Source organism: Kitasatospora sp. NPDC053057, from assembly GCF_044546945.1.
Classification (GTDB): Bacteria; Actinomycetota; Actinomycetes; order Streptomycetales; family Streptomycetaceae; genus Kitasatospora.
Genome location: NZ_JBITZP010000005.1, coordinates 75,311 through 93,414, shown reverse-complemented (window position 1 = coordinate 93,414; position 18,104 = coordinate 75,311). Strand labels below are relative to the sequence as shown.

The 18,104-nt window shown below is 71.6% G+C and carries 15 protein-coding genes; 8 read left to right on the top strand and 7 right to left on the bottom strand.

The features are described 5' to 3' along the window. Positions 1 to 26: 26 nt before the first annotated feature. Positions 27 to 284 (top strand): exodeoxyribonuclease VII small subunit, encoded by a 258-nt coding sequence (locus ACIG5E_RS08265; RefSeq protein ID WP_396532381.1) that lies wholly within the window; start codon positions 27 to 29, stop codon positions 282 to 284. A 111-nt stretch (positions 285 to 395) separates the two neighbouring features. Beyond that, on the top strand, positions 396 to 998 hold the full coding sequence (locus ACIG5E_RS08260) for a malonic semialdehyde reductase (RefSeq protein ID WP_396532380.1): 603 nt from the start codon (positions 396 to 398) through the stop codon (positions 996 to 998). Positions 999 to 1,076: 78 nt separating this feature from the next. Here ACIG5E_RS08260 and ACIG5E_RS08255 read toward each other — a convergent pair whose 3' ends face one another. Continuing rightward, on the bottom strand, positions 1,077 to 1,613 hold the full coding sequence (locus tag ACIG5E_RS08255) for a DUF4245 domain-containing protein (protein ID WP_396532379.1): 537 nt from the start codon (positions 1,611 to 1,613) through the stop codon (positions 1,077 to 1,079). A 215-nt stretch (positions 1,614 to 1,828) separates the two neighbouring features. On the opposite strand from ACIG5E_RS08255, the gene glpX reads away from it, so the two are divergent. After that, entirely contained in the window at positions 1,829 to 2,869 is a 1,041-nt protein-coding gene (glpX, locus tag ACIG5E_RS08250) for a class II fructose-bisphosphatase (RefSeq protein ID WP_033347645.1), read from the top strand. A gap of 170 nt (positions 2,870 to 3,039) precedes the next feature. Here the strand turns inward: glpX and ACIG5E_RS08245 are convergent, their stop codons facing one another. Then, positions 3,040 to 3,417 carry a WhiB family transcriptional regulator gene (locus tag ACIG5E_RS08245; protein ID WP_396532523.1) on the bottom strand — a complete coding sequence of 126 codons (378 nt, stop codon included), beginning with the start codon at positions 3,415 to 3,417 and terminating at the stop codon, positions 3,040 to 3,042. A 314-nt stretch (positions 3,418 to 3,731) separates the two neighbouring features. Then, positions 3,732 to 4,502 (bottom strand): DUF1707 domain-containing protein, encoded by a 771-nt coding sequence (locus ACIG5E_RS08240; protein WP_396532377.1) that lies wholly within the window; start codon positions 4,500 to 4,502, stop codon positions 3,732 to 3,734. A gap of 146 nt (positions 4,503 to 4,648) precedes the next feature. On the opposite strand from ACIG5E_RS08240, the gene ACIG5E_RS08235 reads away from it, so the two are divergent. Further along, positions 4,649 to 6,316: a fumarate hydratase gene (locus tag ACIG5E_RS08235; RefSeq protein ID WP_396532376.1), complete on the top strand. Its 1,668-nt coding sequence runs from the start codon at positions 4,649 to 4,651 to the stop codon at positions 6,314 to 6,316. Between the two features lie 100 nt (positions 6,317 to 6,416). Here the strand turns inward: ACIG5E_RS08235 and ACIG5E_RS08230 are convergent, their stop codons facing one another. Next, positions 6,417 to 7,175, bottom strand: a complete 759-nt coding sequence (locus ACIG5E_RS08230) for a GntR family transcriptional regulator (protein ID WP_396532375.1) — start codon at positions 7,173 to 7,175, stop codon at positions 6,417 to 6,419. A gap of 136 nt (positions 7,176 to 7,311) precedes the next feature. Between ACIG5E_RS08230 and ACIG5E_RS08225 the strand changes: the two genes are divergently transcribed. After that, entirely contained in the window at positions 7,312 to 7,530 is a 219-nt protein-coding gene (locus tag ACIG5E_RS08225) for a hypothetical protein (protein ID WP_396532374.1), read from the top strand. A gap of 236 nt (positions 7,531 to 7,766) precedes the next feature. Here ACIG5E_RS08225 and ACIG5E_RS08220 read toward each other — a convergent pair whose 3' ends face one another. Beyond that, the gene (locus tag ACIG5E_RS08220) at positions 7,767 to 8,039 is read right to left on the bottom strand and encodes a hypothetical protein (protein ID WP_396532373.1); all 273 of its coding nucleotides are present in this window, start codon (positions 8,037 to 8,039) and stop codon (positions 7,767 to 7,769) included. Positions 8,040 to 8,253: 214 nt separating this feature from the next. On the opposite strand from ACIG5E_RS08220, the gene ACIG5E_RS08215 reads away from it, so the two are divergent. Continuing rightward, positions 8,254 to 11,358, top strand: a complete 3,105-nt coding sequence (locus ACIG5E_RS08215; RefSeq protein ID WP_396532372.1) for an AfsR/SARP family transcriptional regulator — start codon at positions 8,254 to 8,256, stop codon at positions 11,356 to 11,358. A gap of 402 nt (positions 11,359 to 11,760) precedes the next feature. Here the strand turns inward: ACIG5E_RS08215 and ACIG5E_RS08210 are convergent, their stop codons facing one another. Further along, on the bottom strand, positions 11,761 to 12,954 hold the full coding sequence (locus tag ACIG5E_RS08210) for an RNA-guided endonuclease InsQ/TnpB family protein (protein ID WP_396532371.1): 1,194 nt from the start codon (positions 12,952 to 12,954) through the stop codon (positions 11,761 to 11,763). Positions 12,955 to 13,099: 145 nt separating this feature from the next. Here ACIG5E_RS08210 and ACIG5E_RS08205 point away from each other — a divergent pair, with 145 nt between their 5' ends. After that, positions 13,100 to 13,864 carry a class I SAM-dependent methyltransferase gene (locus ACIG5E_RS08205; protein ID WP_396532370.1) on the top strand — a complete coding sequence of 255 codons (765 nt, stop codon included), beginning with the start codon at positions 13,100 to 13,102 and terminating at the stop codon, positions 13,862 to 13,864. A gap of 68 nt (positions 13,865 to 13,932) precedes the next feature. Further along, entirely contained in the window at positions 13,933 to 15,807 is a 1,875-nt protein-coding gene (locus ACIG5E_RS08200; RefSeq protein WP_396532369.1) for a SpoIIE family protein phosphatase, read from the top strand. A 90-nt stretch (positions 15,808 to 15,897) separates the two neighbouring features. Here the strand turns inward: ACIG5E_RS08200 and ACIG5E_RS08195 are convergent, their stop codons facing one another. Continuing rightward, on the bottom strand, positions 15,898 to 18,087 hold the full coding sequence (locus tag ACIG5E_RS08195; protein ID WP_396532368.1) for an MMPL family transporter: 2,190 nt from the start codon (positions 18,085 to 18,087) through the stop codon (positions 15,898 to 15,900). Between the last annotated feature and the right edge of the window lie 17 nt (positions 18,088 to 18,104).

The following is an 18,104-nucleotide window of genomic DNA, read 5'->3' as shown; positions in this document are numbered from 1 at the left end:
CGGCGCCAGCCCCTACGCTGGCTCACATGGCAGAGCAGCAGGAGCAGCAGGACGCGGCGGCGCCGACCCCGGACGACGCGCTGGGCTACGAGCACGCCCGGGACGCGCTGCTGGACGTGGTCCGGCAGTTGGAGAACGGCGGAATCTCCCTTGAGGAGTCGCTGGCGCTGTGGGAGCGTGGCGAGCAGCTGGCGAAGGTCTGCCAGCGGTGGCTGGACGGCGCCCGGGCCCGGCTGGACGCCGCGCTGGCCGCCGAGGAGGGTGCGGACCCGGCCGGGGAGTGACGCGGGTCACATCCCCTTGGGGAATCGTTGAATCTTCACCTATGTTGGAGGAACTGATCGGCCGCGCCGGTCACACCGACGAACCCCTCCTCCCGCATGAGGTGCAGAAGCATGACCACCGACGCCCTGGTACTCGACGCCGCCGCTCAGGACCTCCTGTTCCGCGAGGCCCGCACCGCGAACACCTTCACCGACGAGCCGGTCACCGAGGAGCAGGTCCAGGCCATCTACGACCTGGTCAAGTACGGCCCGACCGCCTTCAACCAGCAGCCGCTGCGCGTCGTCCTGGTCCGCTCGGCCGAAGGTCGCGAGCGCCTCGTCCAGCACCTGATGGACGGCAACAAGGCCAAGACCGCCGCCGCCCCGCTGGTCGCCATCCTCGCCGCGGACAACGAGTTCCACGAGGAGCTGCCGACCCAGTTCCCGCACTTCCCGCAGGCCAAGGACGTGTTCTTCTCGGAGCGCGCCGTCCGCGAGCAGTCCGCCAAGCTGAACGGCGCCCTGCAGGCCGCCTACTTCATCATCGGCGTGCGCGCCGCCGGCCTGGCCGCCGGCCCGATGACCGGCTACGACGCCGAGGGCATCAACAAGGAGTTCTTCGGCGACGGCGAGCACTCGGTGCTGGCCGTGGTCAACATCGGCAAGCCGGGCGAGGACGCCTGGTTCCCGCGCTCCCCGCGCCTGGAGTACGACCAGGTCGTCACCACGGTCTGATCGCACCCCGCGACGGCGAAGGGCCCGCACCGGTTCGTCCGGTGCGGGCCCTTCCGCGTGCCCGTGGGAGGCCCGCCGCTACTTGAGCGCCCGGGCCAGCTCGGCCAGCTCGTCGTAGGAGGCGGTGCCGGTGATCAGGGTGGTCGCCGAGCCGCTCTGGGCGGTCAGCGCGCGGGCCTTGTCGCCCTGCACCCGATCCCAGGTCCGCCCGGCGGCGTCCGAGGTGCCGTCCGGCTGGGCGCCCGCGACCTTGTCGGCGAGCAGCTTGTCGCGCGGGACGTCGGCCTGCTCGACCGCCGCGTACTGGCCGGAGGGCGTCACGAAGCCCAGGTGCCAGGCGTTGCCCTTGCCGCCGTTGAGGTCGGCCGGCGTGTAGCTGACCGAGGTCGCCCGCCACTTGTCGGACAGCCCGTCCGGGGACAGCAGCGGATAGGGCGCGGCGCGCTTCGCCGAGGCCGCCGCCACCTTGTACTCGACCACGTGCACCGGGTCGCTGTTCGCGTCGTGCGGGAGGAACAGGTAACCGACCCAGACGACGAAACCGACCGCCAGCATCGACAGGACCATGTCCCGTACGGTCTGCCGACCCCTCATGCCCTTGCTCTCTGCAGCCACCCCCTCATGGTGACTCATCCACATTCCGGCGCGGCCACCCGGGGTGTGCACGTACGGGTGAAGCGGGACAAAACGGTGGTTTCCGCCACAGGGTGGCGACCCGCGCCACAGACAGTCATCTCGTGGGCAGATACGATCGCATCACCCTCACCACGGCGTTCGACCTGGCAGTAGTCGGGCGCTCACTGGCCGTCGCGTACAGAGAGGTAACGACGATGACCACGCAGTACCCGCACCACCTTCCCAGTGCCCTGGAGGTCGCACCCGAGGCCCCGGACCGGAACCTCGCGCTCGAGCTCGTCCGGGTCACCGAGGCGGCCGCGATGGCCGCCGGCCGCTGGGTCGGCCGAGGCGACAAGAACGGCGCGGACGGTGCCGCCGTCAAGGCGATGCGCACCCTCGTCTCGACCGTCTCGATGAACGGCGTGGTCGTCATCGGCGAGGGCGAGAAGGACGAAGCCCCGATGCTCTACAACGGCGAGCGGGTCGGCGACGGCACCGGCGCCGAGTGCGACGTCGCGGTCGACCCGGTGGACGGCACCACGCTGACCGCCAAGGGCATGAACAACGCGGTGGCCGTGCTGGCCGTGGCCGACCGCGGCACCATGTTCGACCCCAGCGCCGTGTTCTACATGGACAAGCTGGTGGCCGGCCCGGAGGCCGCCGAGTTCGTCGACATCACCGCCCCGGCGGCCGTCAACATCCGCCGGGTCGCCAAGGCCAAGGGCAGCGCCGTCGAGGACGTCACGGTGGTCGTGCTCGACCGCCCGCGCCACGACGGCCTGGTCCGGGAGATCCGCGAAGCGGGCGCCCGGATCAAGTTCATCTCCGACGGCGACGTGGCCGGCGCCATCATGGCCGCCCGCGAGGGCACCGGCGTGGACCTGCTGATGGGCGTCGGCGGCACCCCGGAGGGCATCATCGCGGCCTGCGCGATGAAGTGCATGGGCGGCGTGATCCAGGGACGGCTGTGGCCCAAGGACGACGCCGAGCGGCAGAAGGCCCTCGACGCCGGGCACGACCTGGACCGGGTGCTCACCACCAACGACCTGGTCAGCGGCGAGAACGTGTTCTTCGTCGCCACCGGCATCACCGACGGCGAGCTGCTGCGCGGCGTGCACTACCGCTCGGAGACCGCCACCACCAGCTCGCTGGTGATGCGCTCCAAGAGCGGCACGATCCGGGAGATCAACTCCGTCCACAAGCTGTCGAAGCTGCGGGCCTACAGCGCGATCGACTTCGACCGCGCCAACTGACCGGACCCGACCGGCTCACCACGCGGCCTCGGCGGAATCCCCCTCCGCCGAGGCCGCGAGGCTTTTCCGGCCGACCGCCGTACCGGCCGCCGGCCCGGCTTCGGCCGGTTCTCGGTCCGGCCCTCGGCCCGGTTCTCGGTCCGGTCCTCGGCCCGGTCTTCGGCCCGCCGTCAACCGGCTATCCGGCGCCCGGCCGTGGCCACCCCGGCCGCCTCGCGCAGCTCCGCGTCGCGGCGGCGCCGCCGGGCCAGCACCACCCGCCGCTCGGCGGCCGTCAGCCCGCCCCAGACCCCGTACGGCTCGGGCTGGGCCAGCGCGTGCTCACGGCACTCCAGCAGCACCGGGCAGCGGGCGCACACCTGCTTGGCCTGCTCCTCGCGCGACAGCCGGGCCGCCGTCGGCTCCTTCGAGGGCGCGAAGAACAGCCCCGCCTCGTCCCGCCGACAGGCCGCACCGGTGTGCCACGGATTGTCCTCGCCCGCGGCCGTACCCGCCGTGCCGCCCGGGGGCTGCGGCTGGGGGCGGACGGCCGGACGACGCTCCAGCAACTGGGCGGCGGCGACTGGCGAGGTGGTGCGGGACTCGATCGGATGCAGCACGGCCGTACTCCTGACGAGGCTCTCGGACACGGGGAACCCCGCTCCCCCGCCCGGCTGCGAGCCCCCGCTGTCCAACGCCCGGGACGGCCACTGGGCCGCCTCCGGTGCACAGCCGTACGAGAAGCGATGTGCGGAAGGAACTACCCCGTCCGGCCGCGATTCATGCACACTGCACGCAATCGACTACGGAGTGCACCGGACACAACATCGAATGCCCGACCGGGAGTTGATCCCCAGCCGGGCACTCGACAGGTCAATTCGGGCTATTCCGTACCGAGTTGCTTGCGCACCCACTCCTTGAGCTTCTTGCCCCGGCGCGGCTTGGCGTTGCAACCGCCGAACAGGGCAACGCCCTTGACCCGCACGACCGGAGCGTACGGGTCCGCCGCGGTCTGCTCCCGGACGTCGAAGCCGCCGAAGATGCCGACTCCCGAGCCGAGCAGGCTCACGTTCTCCGGCACCCGGATCTCCACCCCGCCGAAGATCGCCGTCACCGAGATCTCCACCTCGGGGGACTCGAACACGGCGTCCGTGAGGTCGATGTCCACCCCGCCGAACGCCGTGAAGGCCGTCAGGTGCGAGCCGACCCGCCAGCGGCCCTTGCGGGCCGCACCGCCGAAGATCGCCACCACGGACGGCGCCTCGTGCCGCGCGGGCGGCAGCGGCCTGGTCGGCGCGGAGGCGGGCTCCTGGGCGCCCAGCGGCGGCTTGTCGAAGGACACCGAGCGGTGGGCTGGCAGGTCCCGGGTCAGCGGGACCAGGTCACCGAAGGTCTTGGCGGCGTACGCGGCCCCGATCCGCTCCGCATGCTCCTCCGCGTCCAGGCGCCCCTCGGCGTAGGCGTCCCGCAGCAGCTCCGCGATCCGCTCGCGGTCGGCGTCCGAGACCCGCATCTCCGCGTCCGCCACCGGGGCGGTCGACGGCCGCGGCGCGGCCACGGGCTCGGACTGCGGCTTGAGTTCGGGCTTGGTCAGGGGCACGGGCGCCGGCACCGGCGGCTGCCCCGGATCGTCCTGCGACGGCGAGTTGTCCACGGCCCAAGCCTAGTGGCTCGCACTCCTGCCCGAGTGAGCCCGGTCACGCAAGGCTGACCTGTCCGCGTGCCCGCCGCGACCGGGTCCTACCCTGGATGGTGCTTCGCCGACGCAGCCGGACCACTGGACACCTAAGGACCGCCCCGATGGCTCCCACGCCAGACTTCGAGTACAGCGACCTGCTCCCCCTGGGCGCTGACCCGACCCCGTACCGCAAGCTCACCTCCGAGGGTGTCTCCACCTTCGAGGCCGGCGGCCGCACCTTCCTCCAGGTCGAGCCCGAGGCGCTGCGCCTGCTCACGGCCGAGGCGATGCACGACATCTCGCACTACCTGCGCCCCGCCCACCTCGCCCAGCTGCGCCGCATCCTGGACGACCCGGAGGCCAGCCCGAACGACCGCTTCGTCGCGCTCGACCTGCTGAAGAACGTCAACATCTCGGCCGGCGGCATCCTCCCGATGTGCCAGGACACCGGCACCGCGATCGTCATGGGCAAGCGCGGCCAGAACGTGCTGACCTCCGGCGCGGACGAGTCCGCCATCGCGCGCGGCGTGTACGACGCGTACACCAAGCTCAACCTGCGCTACTCCCAGATGGCGCCGGTGACCACGTGGGACGAGAAGAACACCGGCAACAACCTGCCGGCCCAGATCGAGCTGTACGCCACCGACGGCGACGCGTACAAGTTCCTGTTCATGGCCAAGGGCGGCGGCTCCGCCAACAAGTCGTACCTGTACCAGGAGACCAAGGCCATCCTGAACGAGGCGAGCATGCTCTCGTTCCTGGAGCAGAAGATCCGCTCGCTCGGCACCGCCGCCTGCCCGCCGTACCACCTGGCCATCGTGATCGGCGGCACCAGCGCCGAGTTCGCGCTCAAGACCGCCAAGTACGCCTCGGCGCACTACCTGGACAACCTGCCGACCTCCGGCAACGCCAAGACCGGCCACGGCTTCCGGGACCTGGAGCTGGAGGCCAAGGTCACCGAACTGACCCAGAAGATCGGCATCGGCGCCCAGTTCGGCGGCAAGTACTTCTGCCACGACGTGCGCGTGGTCCGGCTGCCCCGCCACGGCGCCTCGCTGCCGGTCGCGATGGCCGTCTCCTGCTCCGCCGACCGCCAGGCGCTGGGCAAGATCACCGCCGAGGGCGTGTTCCTGGAGCAGCTGGAGACCGACCCGGCGAAGTACCTGCCGGACACCACCGACGAGCACCTCGACGACGACGTGGTGCGCGTCGACCTCGACCAGCCGATGTCCGCGATCCGCGCCGAGCTGTCGAAGTACCCGGTCAAGACCCGGCTCTCGCTCACCGGCACGCTCGTCGTCGCCCGCGACATCGCCCACGCCAAGATCAAGGAGCGCCTGGACGCCGGCGAGGGCATGCCCAAGTACCTCCAGGACCACCCGGTCTACTACGCCGGCCCGGCCAAGACCCCCGAGGGCTACGCCTCCGGCTCCTTCGGCCCCACCACGGCCGGCCGGATGGACTCCTACGTCGACCAGTTCCAGGCCGCCGGCGGCTCCATGGTCATGCTCGCCAAGGGCAACCGCAGCAAGCAGGTCACCGACGCCTGCGCCGCGCACGGCGGCTTCTACCTCGGCTCCATCGGCGGCCCCGCCGCCCGCCTCGCCCAGGACTGCATCAAGAAGGTCGAGGTCCTGGAGTACGCCGAACTCGGCATGGAGGCCGTCTGGCGCATCGAGGTCGAGGACTTCCCGGCCTTCATCGTCGTCGACGACAAGGGCAACGACTTCTTCCGCGAGACCACCGAGGGCCCCCTGATCACCAACCTCCGGATCCGCTCCAAGGAGTAACCCCTCCCGGCTTCGTGAGCTGCCCCGGTCGCGCCCCGCGACCGGGGCAGCGGCGTTCGCGGCGCCGATCAGCTGACCAGCCGATCAGGCGATCAGGCGATCAGGCGTCGAAGTCGTACTCGAGGACGTAGGAGGCGGCGTCGAGGATCATCTCGTTGAGTTCGACGACCTGGCCCTCGTCGGCGAAGGCGGTGCGGCAGATCAGGATGACCGGGGTGCCGGCGGAGAGTTCGAGGCGGGCGGCCTCCTCCGCGGTGGGCATCCGGGAGCGGACCTCCTCGCGGAAGTGGACGGGCTTGGCGCCGATCTCGGCCAGGCGGGCGTAGGTGCCGCCGGGGCCGGTGTCCTCGCGGGTGATCGCGGTGCCTGCGACCAGGACGGCCGACAGGTAGGAGGTGGAGAGCAGCACCGGCTTGCCGTCCAGGACGAAGCGGCGGTGCCGCACGCACATCGGGATGCCCGGTTCCACCCCGAGCACCCTGGCCACGTGCTCGGGCGCGCCCCGCTCGGTGACGGACACCTGGTCGACCACCAGGCTGCGGTTGTCGATGTCCGCCGACCATATCGACCGCCCGGAGCCCCACTGCCCCTGCGCCAGCCGCTGGATGCCGCGCCGGCGCAGGGGCCGGAAGTCCCGGACGAACACCCCGGCGCCCTTGCGGGCCTCCGCGATGCCCTCGCTCTGCAGCACGCCCAGCGCCTGGCGGGCCGTCATCCGGGCCACGCCGTACTCGTCCATGAGGTCGTTCTCGCCGGGCAGCCGGTCGCCCGCGCGGTAGCGGCCGGTGTCGATGGCCGCCTTCAGGGAGTCGGCGATCCGCTGGTACTTGGGCTGCTTGTCGCCACTGCTGCCGGTCATCGCCGCTCCCTCTCCCTCGGACAATCGTAGGCGCGCCCGCGGTCGCCGGTAAGGAGATACGACCGTTGACATCTCTAGAGATATTAGCTTCTCTAGAGATGTCTGCCAGTCGCTGACGGAGCGAAGGAGCAGTGCGGTGACCATCCGACAGCGCAACGCCCCGGCCTACCGGCCACACGTGGGTGAACTCGTCCTCGACCGCAGGACCGGACGCACCGGCATCTACATGGACACCATCGGCGGCGAGCACTACCTGCGCCCCGAGCACGGCGGCCGCGAATGGACCGCCGAACCCGACCACGTCTCGCCCGCCCCCGAGCCCCGCGATTCGGCTGAATGCGATCAGCCCCGCTAATTGCGGCGAAAACCACGCAAACCATGGCATTCGGGCGCCCGGTAATCCCCCCGGTGAATCCGGAATTCCGGAACGCTTCGGGGGCGCCGCCGGGCACGTTACGGACGACCCCGGTCACCATGCGTGCACCGGGGACGGGAATCGGCCACCGATGCACCCGCACACGAATTGGCGCGCACATCACGACAGTGCCCCCGTGCCCGGACGGGGGCGCGGGGGCACTGATCCGGAACGACTTACGGGTGGCCGCCGATGACGCTCTCCGGCTTGCGCGGACCGCCCGGCTCGCCGGCGGGCTCGTCTATGTACTCACCCTCGTCACCGAACGGACCGTTCTCGAACGCGGTCTTGTCGGCGTCGGTCGGCGCGGTGTATCCGGCCGGGTTCGAGGACGCGGTGACCGCGCCCTCGACAGCCTTGCCCGCCTCCACAGCGGCGGCCGGGGTGCCGGTCTGCCCCGCGTTCTCGGGCGTCGACGCCACCGGGGTCTCGCTCTGGTCGTTGGCCATTGGGCGGCCGCCTTTCGGTCATCAAATGTGTTCAGCCCGACCTCCGTGGCGCGGGCGCGCGGACAGTATCGTAGGGTTGATTAAATGTCCGATAAACATCGTGCGGCTTGCGGTGCCGTCCGGCAGAGTCGGGCGTCCGCCTAAGCTGAAGCACCACGGCGGACCGCCGAGCGCCCTTTCACGGAATCGACACCACAGGCCATCGGGGGACTTCATGGAGTTTCGGGAGACGCCGCAGGTCCCTGCGCTGCGCTTCCAAGTCCTCGGTCCGGTCCAGGCCTGGCTCGATGGCAAGCCCCTCGCCCTCGGTTCCCCCCAGCAACAGGCCGTTCTGACCACCCTTCTGCTGCATTCCGGACGCCCGGTCACCACGCAGGACCTGGTCGACGCACTCTGGGGCGAGCGGCCTCCGACCCAGGCCGTGGCAGCGCTCCGCACGTACATCTCCCGCCTGCGTTCGGTCATCGAGCCTCAGCGGGAGGTCCGGCGCCCCGCCGAGCTGCTGGTCTCGGTCGCCGACGGCTACGCCCTGCGCATTCCGGGCGAGGCCCTTGACCTCTCCGTCTTCGAACGGCTTTCCGCCGAGGCCGCGACGGCCCGCACCTCGGGTGACAAGAACGAGGCACATCGGCTGCTGACTCAGGCGCTGGACCTGTTCACCGGCCGTCCGCTCACCGGCATCCCCGGCCCGTACGCCGACGCCCAGCGGCTGCGGCTGGCCGAGCGCCAGGTCGCCGCCTCCGAGGAACTGTGCGCCGCTGCCCTTGACGTCGGACTGCACGCCGAGATCGTCGGCGAGCTCAACAACCTGACCGCCGAGCACCCGCTGCGCGAACGCCTGCGCGAGCTGCTGATGCTGGCACTGTACCGCTGTGGACGGCAGGCCGAGGCGCTCGGCGTCTACACCGACACCCGCAAACTGCTCATCGAGGAGCTCGGGGTCGAGCCGGGCGTCGGCCTGTCCTCGATGCACAACCGCATCCTGGCCGCCGATCCGACACTCGCCGTCCCGGCCGCCCCCGCTCCTACCCCCGTCGCTCGCGAGGACGGTCCGACCACACCTCCGGCGCCAGCCCAACTTCCCGCCGACGTATCGGACTTCAGCGGTCGCAGTGAGCTGGTGGGCGACCTCTCGACAGTCCTGATGAACGCCACCGGCCAGGCCGTGGTGGTGACCTCGCTGGCCGGTATCGGCGGGGTTGGGAAGACCACCCTGGCGGTGCACGTGGCCCACCGTGTCCGTGCCGAGTTCCCGGACGGGCAGTTGTACGTCGACCTGCGCGGAGCCGGCGCCTCGCCGGCCGACCCGGTGGTCGTCCTGGGGGACTTCCTGCACGCGCTCGGCGTCACCGACAGTCCCGACTCTCTGGAACAGCGCGCCGCGCTCTACCGTTCGCTGCTCGCCAGTCGGCGGATGCTGATCCTGCTCGACAACGCGCGTGACGCCGAGCAGATCCGACCGCTGATCCCCGGGGTCTCCGGCTGCGCCGTCCTCGCCACCAGCCGTTCTCGGCTGGCCGGCATCCCCGGCGCCCAGCTCTTCGATGTCGAAGAGCTGACTCCGGCCGAGGCACTGGCTCTCTTCTCGGCCATCGTCGGCGAACACCGGGTCACTGCCGAACCCGACGCTGCGATGAAGGTCATCACCGCTTGCGGCTTCCTGCCCCTTGCCGTCCGCATCGCCGCCGCCCGGCTCGCCAGCCGTCCGCGCTGGAGCGTCTCCGACCTGGCCAGTCGGTTAGCGGACCAGCGCCGGCGCCTGGACGAACTCCAGCTCGGCAACCTCGCCGTGGAGACCACCATCGGGCTCGGCTACGGACAGCTGTCGGTGGACGAGGCCCGCGCCTTTCGGCTGCTCGCCCTGATCGACTCCCCCGACATTCCGCTGGCGGCCGCCGCGGCGCTGCTCGGCGTGGACGAGTACACGGCCGAGGACCTCACCGAGGCACTCGTCGAGGCGAACATGCTGGAGTGCTTCACCCCGGGCCGCTACCGATACCACGACCTGCTCCGGCTCTACGCCCAGCGCCAGAACGAACGGATCGGAGACACTGGGGAGCAGGAGCGTGCGGTACGGCGACTGCTCGACCTGCTGATCCCGACCGTCCGCAACGCGGCCCAGGTCATCGAACCCGATGATCCTCTGCCCGAGTTGCTGACCACGTTCACATCGCCGGGGCTCCACCTGTCGACGAACCAGGCCGCGCAGGACTGGCTCCGGACTGAGGGAGCCCTGCTGCTCAGTGCCGTCGAGGCCGCCGCGAGCGGCCCCAGCACCCTGCAACGGGCGGCCGTCGATCTGCTCAACTACCTGTTCAGCATCGACCCGGACCCGACTCGCGGACCACGGGCACTCCCCGTGCTCGCGGCCATAGCCGAGGATGCCCAGCTCCGTGACGACCCCGCCGGGATCGCGCGGGTGTACTTCGCCCTCGGCACGCTGCAGTCCGCCACCAGCGACTTCCAGGGGGCCGAGCACTCCTTCCGCCGGAGTCTGGATCACCAGAATCCGGACGAGCCGACCGTCCTGTTCCTGGCCACAGCCAACATGCTGGGTGTGATCCTGAACATGAACAACCGTCCGGCCGAGGCACTGCCGTTCCTGGAGCAGGCGCACGCCAGCAACCGGGCGGTCGGTACGTCGATCGGCGAGGCGCGGATCGTCAGCAACATGGCCCGGGTGCAGCACCGGCTCGGCATGACCGACACGGCGATCCGGTCCGCCGGCGAGGGCGTCGCCGCCGCACGGACGTCCAACAACGGCCCGCTGCTCGCCCAGACCCTCTACCAACTCGGCGTGGTGCTCTCCAGCGCCGAGGCCGTCCCGCACCTGCGCGAGGCCCATCAGCTCTACCAGTCCCAGCGCAACCCGCTCTGGGAGGGCTATACCCTGGCCCGTCTCGCCTCCGCCCTGCTCGTCGCCGAGCAGCCCACCGAGGCGGCCGAGGCGGCCGGCGAGTCGTTGGCGATCGCCCAGGAGCTGGACTCCGCCTACTGCCAGGGCCTGGCCAACGCCGCGCTCGGCGAGGCGCTCCTGGCCCTGGCCCAGCCGGCCCGTGGGCTGGCCTGTCTCCAGGAGGCGCACGCGATCTTCACGCGGCTCGGTGTGCCGGAGGCCTCCCCCGTGGCGGACCTCATCTCCCGACAGCACACCGAGCCCTTCTCTTCTCCCCCCCGCGCCGTAAGGCCTCCGCTCCCCTCGGAGCACCTCCCCCGATCTGCGCGTCGGCGCTCCCGCAGCCCCCCGGCTGCGGGAGCGCCCTCAACGCTTCCCCGGCGCTGGACTCAACTGTGCACTCCGCCGATTGACGTTCGATAAACGTCCGATTGTCAGCCTGCGGACTGGAGAAACCGCAGGTCAGGGCCGCCGCCCAGGCGCGTCATCCGGCGTGCGGGGCCCGGCGCACCACCCCGCCCGCACCGTAGTGCTTCCATGAACCCGGGCCACATCGGCCCAAGCACGACGAGTTGGCTGGAAAGGGACCCCATGGCGCAGTGATCGCGCATATTCTCAGATGCCAGTACGCACACGAGTGTCTGCCGGCAACGCGTCGGGGTGCGGTCCGTCGGTGTGATGCGGGGAGCGTGACGTACCGCCACCGGCAGCGGCCCGCGAGGCTGCGCAGGAGCCGACCGGAGGCCACGGGTGGAAGGGTGCCTCTCAACTTGACATCCTCCCCCTCGCGAGCGAGGGGGATTCCTAGCTCACTTCGCCTGACACCTAGCAGGTGGCAGGGCTTACAAGATCAGCACTAGCCGGGTTGAGACCAGCCCGGACGAGCATCACGCGGGCGGAGTTCTTGTCCCTGGGGGACGAGGTTCCGCACGCGGTGCACGTGTACGTTCTCTCGGAGAGGAGCATGCGGTGCTTGGCTCTCGCCCCGCAGTGCGCGCAGTCCATCGTTGTGTGCGCGGGGTGGATCAGGTGCACGATCCGGCCGTGCTTGCGGCCCATCTCGATCAGCGCGGCCTTGGTCGCGGAGATCGCGGCGTCGGCGGCCTTGCGGGCCATGGTGGTCTTGGCAAGGAACTTCGGGCGGAAGTCCTCCACCGCTATGTGGTCATGGTCGAGAACCACGCTCTTCGCCCACTTGCGCCCCGTGTCCTGGCGCTGCCGGGCGACCTTCTTGTGCAGCTTCGCGGCCTGACGCTGCGCCCGGCGGTAGCCCTTCGATGCGGGCTTCCCCTTCGGGGGTCGGCGTCGGGCCATGCGCCGCTGGTACTTCGCCAGCGCGGCGGAAGCGTTCTTCCCGTGCTGGGCATGCGGAAGGTCGTGGGCGTCAGACGTGGTGGTGGCGGTCTCCTTTACGCCCCAGTCGATGCCGATCACCTTGCCGGTCGCGGGCAGCGGTTCCGTCTCGGTCGCGACGACGAACGAGGCGTACCAGTGCCCCAGACTGTCCTGGTAGACGCGCACGCTCGACGGCGTGGACGGAAGATCACGAGACCACACCACCGCCAGCACGACACCGCCCGCAAGGTGCAGGCGACCGCCCTTGAGGCGGAAGCCCCGCTGCGTGTAGTTCAGCGAAGGCCGGTCGTCCTTGAGCTTCTTGCGCCTGGGCATACCCGAGCGCTGACGCATCGGCAGGTTTGCCTTGATGTCTTTCAACGCCTTGGCGCGAGACTTGGCAAAGTCCCGGATCACCTGCTGCTGCGGCACCGACGCCCCCTTGCGGAGCCACGCCATCGCGGCGCGGGCCTCGGTCAGCATCTTGTCGAGCTGCGCGGGCCCACAGGTGGTCTTCTCGGTGGCGTTCTTGTTCAGCAGGTGGACCTTGCGGGACATTCCCACGCACTCATTCCACACCCACCGGCACCGTCCCCACTCGGCGTTGAGCTGCGCGAGGGCGGTGGACGACACACGCAGCCGATAGGTGTACCGAGCATGCCCAGCCTCGCCAGCTGTCGTCATAACGCCCAACCTACAACGCCCCACTGACAACGGATGAGAGACCAGATCAGAGCATGCGCCGAAGAGGCCTCCGCCGCTGCGCGGCTCCGTCCCAAGGACCCATTCCTCCCCGGGCCGACGCCCAGGGCTTCCTGGGAGAAACCGGGTGACGACCGGACAGATATCCGATGCGTTCCCGGTCGGCGAGGACGCCGACGACGACGAACCCGACGTGCGGCGGCGCCGTGCGGCGCGGGCCCTGCAGGCGGTCGCCTTCGACACCATCGGCGCCGGGTACGGCGAGGCCTTCCCCGCCAAGGACGGGCAGCTGGAGTGCGGGAAGCAGCTGCTCACGGCGCTCGAAGCCGGGGCCCGGGTGCTGGACATTGGCTGCGGCACCGGCGAGCCGACCGTCCGCCAGCTGACCGCCGGCGGGCTGCGGGTGACCGGGACGGACCTCTCGGACGTGATGCTCGCGCTGGCCCGTCAGGCGAACCACCCCGGCCCGCACCCGCCCGATTTCTATCGGATCGACCTGTACGATCTGGCCACCGAACGCGCCGACCGGGTCTGGGGCGTCCCCGGGCTCGGCCCGGCGGGCCACGGCACCTTCGCCGCCGTCACCGCGTTCTTCTCCCTGATCCTGCTGCCGCAGGACGAGATCCCGACCGTGCTCGGTCGGCTACGCGAACTCCTGCGGCCGGGCGGACTGCTGGCCCTCGGTATGGTCGAGGCGGACCTGGATCACGTTCCGCTTCCGTTCCTTGGCAGAGAGCTGCGGATCAGTGGGTATCTGAGGGAGGATCTGGAGCGGGTCCTGGTCGCCGCCGGTTTCGCCGTCGAGGAGTGCTCGGGGCATCCGTACGCGCCGGCCAGTACCACGCTGCCGCCGGAGGAACAGCTGTTCCTGTGCTGTCGACGCGTCGGCTGATCGACCAGAGGACCAGACCAGTTCACCGACCACACCTCCCGACCACACCGAATCCAGGACAGGCAGCCGTGCGCGACCAGCTCAAGACCGAGGCGGAGCCGCCGTCCGCCGTCCCGGGCCAGCGCCGCCAGCTCCCGGCCCGGGTGCCGGCCCCGGCGAAGCCGCCGACGGCACGGCCGGACCGCGCCGGGGCGGCGAACGGGGTGGCGGACCGCCTCGCCTACCTCGACGCGGCGACCCGGCGGATCAACAGCGCCCTCGACCTGGCCGCGACCCTGCGCAACATCGGCCGGGTGCTGGTCCCGACCCTCGCCGACGCCGCCGTGGTCCACCTGCGCGATCCGCTGCCCAACGTCGAGCGCGAACCCGGCTTCCCGGAGGAGCTGCGGATCCACCACAGCACCGGCACCCGGATCGGCCGACGCGGCCGCAAGAGCGGCGCGGACGACCGGCACCGCTCCCGGTACGGCTCCCGGTCGACCGCCGACACCGGCCCGGCCACCCCGGTCACCCGCGGCGGCGCGCTGGCGCACATCCTGCTGAGCCGCCGCCCCGCCGAGTCGGCCGTCCTCGGCACGCCCGCCGCCGAGCGCACCGAGGCGCTGCTGCGCGAGCTGTACGGCACCCGCGGGCTGGCCCGGCTGGCCCCCGGCACCTCGGTCGTCGCCCTGCCGCTGCGCGGCCGCAAGGCCGTCCTCGGTCTGCTGGTGCTGATCCGCCGGCCCCCTGAACGCACCGGCCGCCCGGCCTTCGACCCCGCCGACACCGCGACCGCCGCACACCTGGCGACCCAGGCCGGGCTGGCGGTGGACACCGCGCTGCGGTACGCCCGCGAGTGGGAGATAGCCAACGAACTCCAGCGCAGCATGCTGCCGCTGCGCCTGCCGCAGTCGCACGGCGTCCGGCTCGCCCAGCGCTACCTGCCCGGCGAACGCGGCGCGCAGGTCGGCGGCGACTGGTACGACGCGGTGCCGCTGCCCGGCAACCGGGTCGCCCTGATCGTCGGCGACGTGATGGGCCACTCGCTCACCTCGGCCGCCATCATGGGCCAACTGCGCACCAGCGCCCAGACCCTGGCCGCGCTCGACCTGCCCCCGCACGAGGTGCTCTACCACCTGGACGAGCAGGCCCAGCGGCTCGGCCGCGAACAGCACCTGGCCACCTGCGTGTACGCGGTGTACGACCCGATCGCCAACCGGGTGGTGCTGGCCAACGCCGGGCACGTCCCGCCGGTGCTGGTCCGCCCGGACGGCACGGCCGAGCTGGTGGAGCTGGACTCCGGGGCGCCGATCGGCGTCGGCGGGGTGGACTTCAACTCCGTCGAACTGCCCGCCCCGCCCGGATCGGCCCTGCTGCTGTTCACCGACGGCCTGGTGGAGACCCGCACCCGCCCGCTCAGCGACGGCCTGGAGGTGCTCCGCGCACGGATCGCGGCTGCCCGCTGGCAGTCCCCCGAGCAGCTGTGCCAGGAGGCGCTGCGGATCCTGCCGCCCGGGGACCGCGGCGACGACATCGCCCTGCTGGGCGCCTGCTTCGACGGCATCCCGGCCGGGGACGTCGCCCACTGGTACCTGCAGCCGCGCAACGAGACGCCCAGCCGGGCCCGCCGGCTGGCCGCGCACACGCTGCGTCGCTGGGGGCTGGACGAGCTGAGCGAGGCGACCGAACTGATGGTCAGCGAGTTGGTGACCAACGCCGTCCAGCACGCGACCCGGCCGGTCACCCTCAGCCTGGTGCGCACCACCCGGCTGCGCTGCGAGGTCGGCGACGACAGCCCGCTGCTGCCGCGCCCGCGCCGTACCGGTCCGGAGGACGAACGCGGGCGCGGGCTGCAGATAGTGGCCCGGTGCGCGGACCGCTGGGGTGCGACCCGGCTGGGCACCGGCAAGGTGGTCTGGTTCGAGCAGCGGCTGCCCCAGACCGCCGTCCTGCCGGTGAAGTAGGCGCGCTGTCCGTGAAGCCGCTGTCCGGCCCGTGGAACAGCCGCGCGCCCGGCAGGAGGTGCTCCCGCCGGGCGCGTGCGTGACCGAGGCTCAGACCCCGGCGGGCTGCCTCGCCTCCCGCCGCTCCTCCTCCAGCCGGGCGATCAGCTGCTCGCCCTCCATGTCGACCTTCGGCACGGCCTTCTCCAGCGGCTTGGGGAACCACCAGGCCGCCCTGCCGAACAGCGCCATCGCGGCCGGCACCAGCGCCATCCGCACCACGAAGGCGTCCACCAGCACGCCCACCGCGAGGGCGAAGCCGATCGGCTGGACGATCGGGTCGTGGCCGAGCACGAAGGCGCCGAACACCGAGATCATGATCAGCGCGGCCGCCGTGACCACCCGGGCGCCGCCCTTCACCCCGCCGACGACCGCCTCTCGCGGGGCCTTGCCGTGGACGTACTGCTCCTTCATCCCGGAGACCAGGAACAGCTCGTAGTCCATCGCCAGCCCGAACAGCACGCCGACCAGCAGGATCGGCACGAAGCTGACCACCGGGCCGACCTTGGGCACGTCGATCAGGCCGTCCAGCCAGCCCCACTGGTAGACCGCGACCACCGCGCCGAGCGAGGCCAGGATGCTGAGCAGGAAGCCCAGCACCGCCTTGAGCGGTACCAGCACCGAGCGCAAGGCCAGCGCGAGCAGCACCAGCGCGATGCCGACGATCACCGCGACGAACGGCGGCAGGGCCTGGCCGAGCTTGGTGGAGACGTCGATGTTGGCGGCGGTGGTGCCGGTGACGGCGATGCTCGCGCCGGTCGCGGATTCGAGCCCGGCGCGCTGGTCGCGGATCTCGTTGACCAGCGCCTTGGTGTCCTCGTCGTCCGGGCCGGTCTTCGGGATGACCGGCACCAGGGCGGTTCCGCTGGCCCGGTCGACCTTCGGCGGCAGCAGGGTCTGCACACCCTTCAGCCCCTGTAGCTCGGCCGCCACGCCCTGCACCGCCTGCTCCGGCCGCGGGGTGCCGTGGGCGTCCACGACCACCACCAGCGGCGCGTTGAAGCCCGGGCCGAAGCTGTCGCTGACCAGGTCGTACGCCTTGCGGCCGTCCGTGCCGACGGCCTGTGAGCCGCCGCCCGGCAGGCCGAGGTTCAGGCTCGCGGCGGGCACCGCCATGGCGCCGAGCCCGGCCAGGCCGACCAGCAGGACGGTCAGCGGACGGCGGACCACGAAGCGGGCCCAGCGCTCGCCCGTGGTGACCTTGCCGTGGGTGGTCAGCGCCCGCTTCCAGACCGGCAGCCGGTCGATCGCGCGGCCGGTGAAGCCGAGCACCGCGGGCAGCAGCGTGATCGCGACCAGGACGGCCACCACGACGGCGCCGGAGGCGGCCAGGCCCATCACGGTGAGGAACGGGACGCCGGCGACGGCGAGTCCGGCGAGCGCCACCACCACGGTCAGGCCGGCGAAGACGACGGCACTGCCGGCGGTCGCGGTGGCCCGGGCGGCGGACTCCTCCGGCTCCAGGCCCTCGTCCAGGTGGCGGCGGTAGCGGAACAGGATGAACAGCGCGTAGTCGATGCCGACCGCGAGGCCGACCATCAGCGCCAGCACCGGCGCGGTGGTGATGATCTCGAACGAGCCGGTCAGCGCCAGCAGTCCGGCCATGGCCGCGGCGACACCGACCAGCGCGGTCAACAGCGGCAGCCCGGCGGCCACCAGGGTGCCGAGGGTGATCACCAACACCACCCCGGCCACCACCAGGCCGATCGCCTCGGAGCCGCCCTCGATCTGCGCGAACCTGTTGTACGCGTCGCCGCCGAAGGCCACGTCCAGTCCGGCCGCGCGGGCCGGTTCGGCCGCGGCCTTGACGGCGTCGCGCTGCTGGTCGGTAACGTCGGCGAGCTTGTGGTCGAAGGAGACCAGCGCGATCGCGACCTTCCCGTCCGGGGAGACCGCGCCGGTGGCGTACGGGTCGGGCACCGCGGCCACGCCGGGGACGTGGGCGATCCGGCCGACGGCCTCGCCGACCGCCCTGGTCGCCTCGGGCGAGGCGATGCCGCCGGACGCCGGGGCGGCGAAGACCACCTGCGCGGAGCCGTGGCCCTGCTCCGGGAAGGTGCCCTTGATCCGGTCCAGGGTGGCCTGCGCCTCGGTGCCCGGGACCTTGAACTCGTCGCTGGTCTTGCCCGCGAAGGCGCCCGCGGCCCCGCCGATCGCGATCAGCAGCGCGATCCAGACGGCCAGCACGGCGCGCCTTCTCCGGAAGCAGTGGCGGCCCAGTCGGTACAGGTACGTGGCCAAGGTCTGACCCCTCGCGT

Excerpts from the sequence above, each read along its gene's own strand:
- ACIG5E_RS08265 (WP_396532381.1), top strand. The coding sequence starts at position 27 with ATGGCAGAGCAGCAGGAGCAGCAGGACGCGGCGGCGCCGACCCCGGAC.
- ACIG5E_RS08260 (WP_396532380.1), top strand. The coding sequence starts at position 396 with ATGACCACCGACGCCCTGGTACTCGACGCCGCCGCTCAGGACCTCCTG.
- glpX (WP_033347645.1), top strand. The coding sequence starts at position 1,829 with ATGACCACGCAGTACCCGCACCACCTTCCCAGTGCCCTGGAGGTCGCA.
- ACIG5E_RS08235 (WP_396532376.1), top strand. The coding sequence starts at position 4,649 with ATGGCTCCCACGCCAGACTTCGAGTACAGCGACCTGCTCCCCCTGGGC.
- ACIG5E_RS08230 (WP_396532375.1), bottom strand. The coding sequence starts at position 7,175 with ATGACCGGCAGCAGTGGCGACAAGCAGCCCAAGTACCAGCGGATCGCC.
- ACIG5E_RS08220 (WP_396532373.1), bottom strand. The coding sequence starts at position 8,039 with ATGGCCAACGACCAGAGCGAGACCCCGGTGGCGTCGACGCCCGAGAAC.
- ACIG5E_RS08215 (WP_396532372.1), top strand. The coding sequence starts at position 8,254 with ATGGAGTTTCGGGAGACGCCGCAGGTCCCTGCGCTGCGCTTCCAAGTC.
- ACIG5E_RS08210 (WP_396532371.1), bottom strand. The coding sequence starts at position 12,954 with ATGACGACAGCTGGCGAGGCTGGGCATGCTCGGTACACCTATCGGCTG.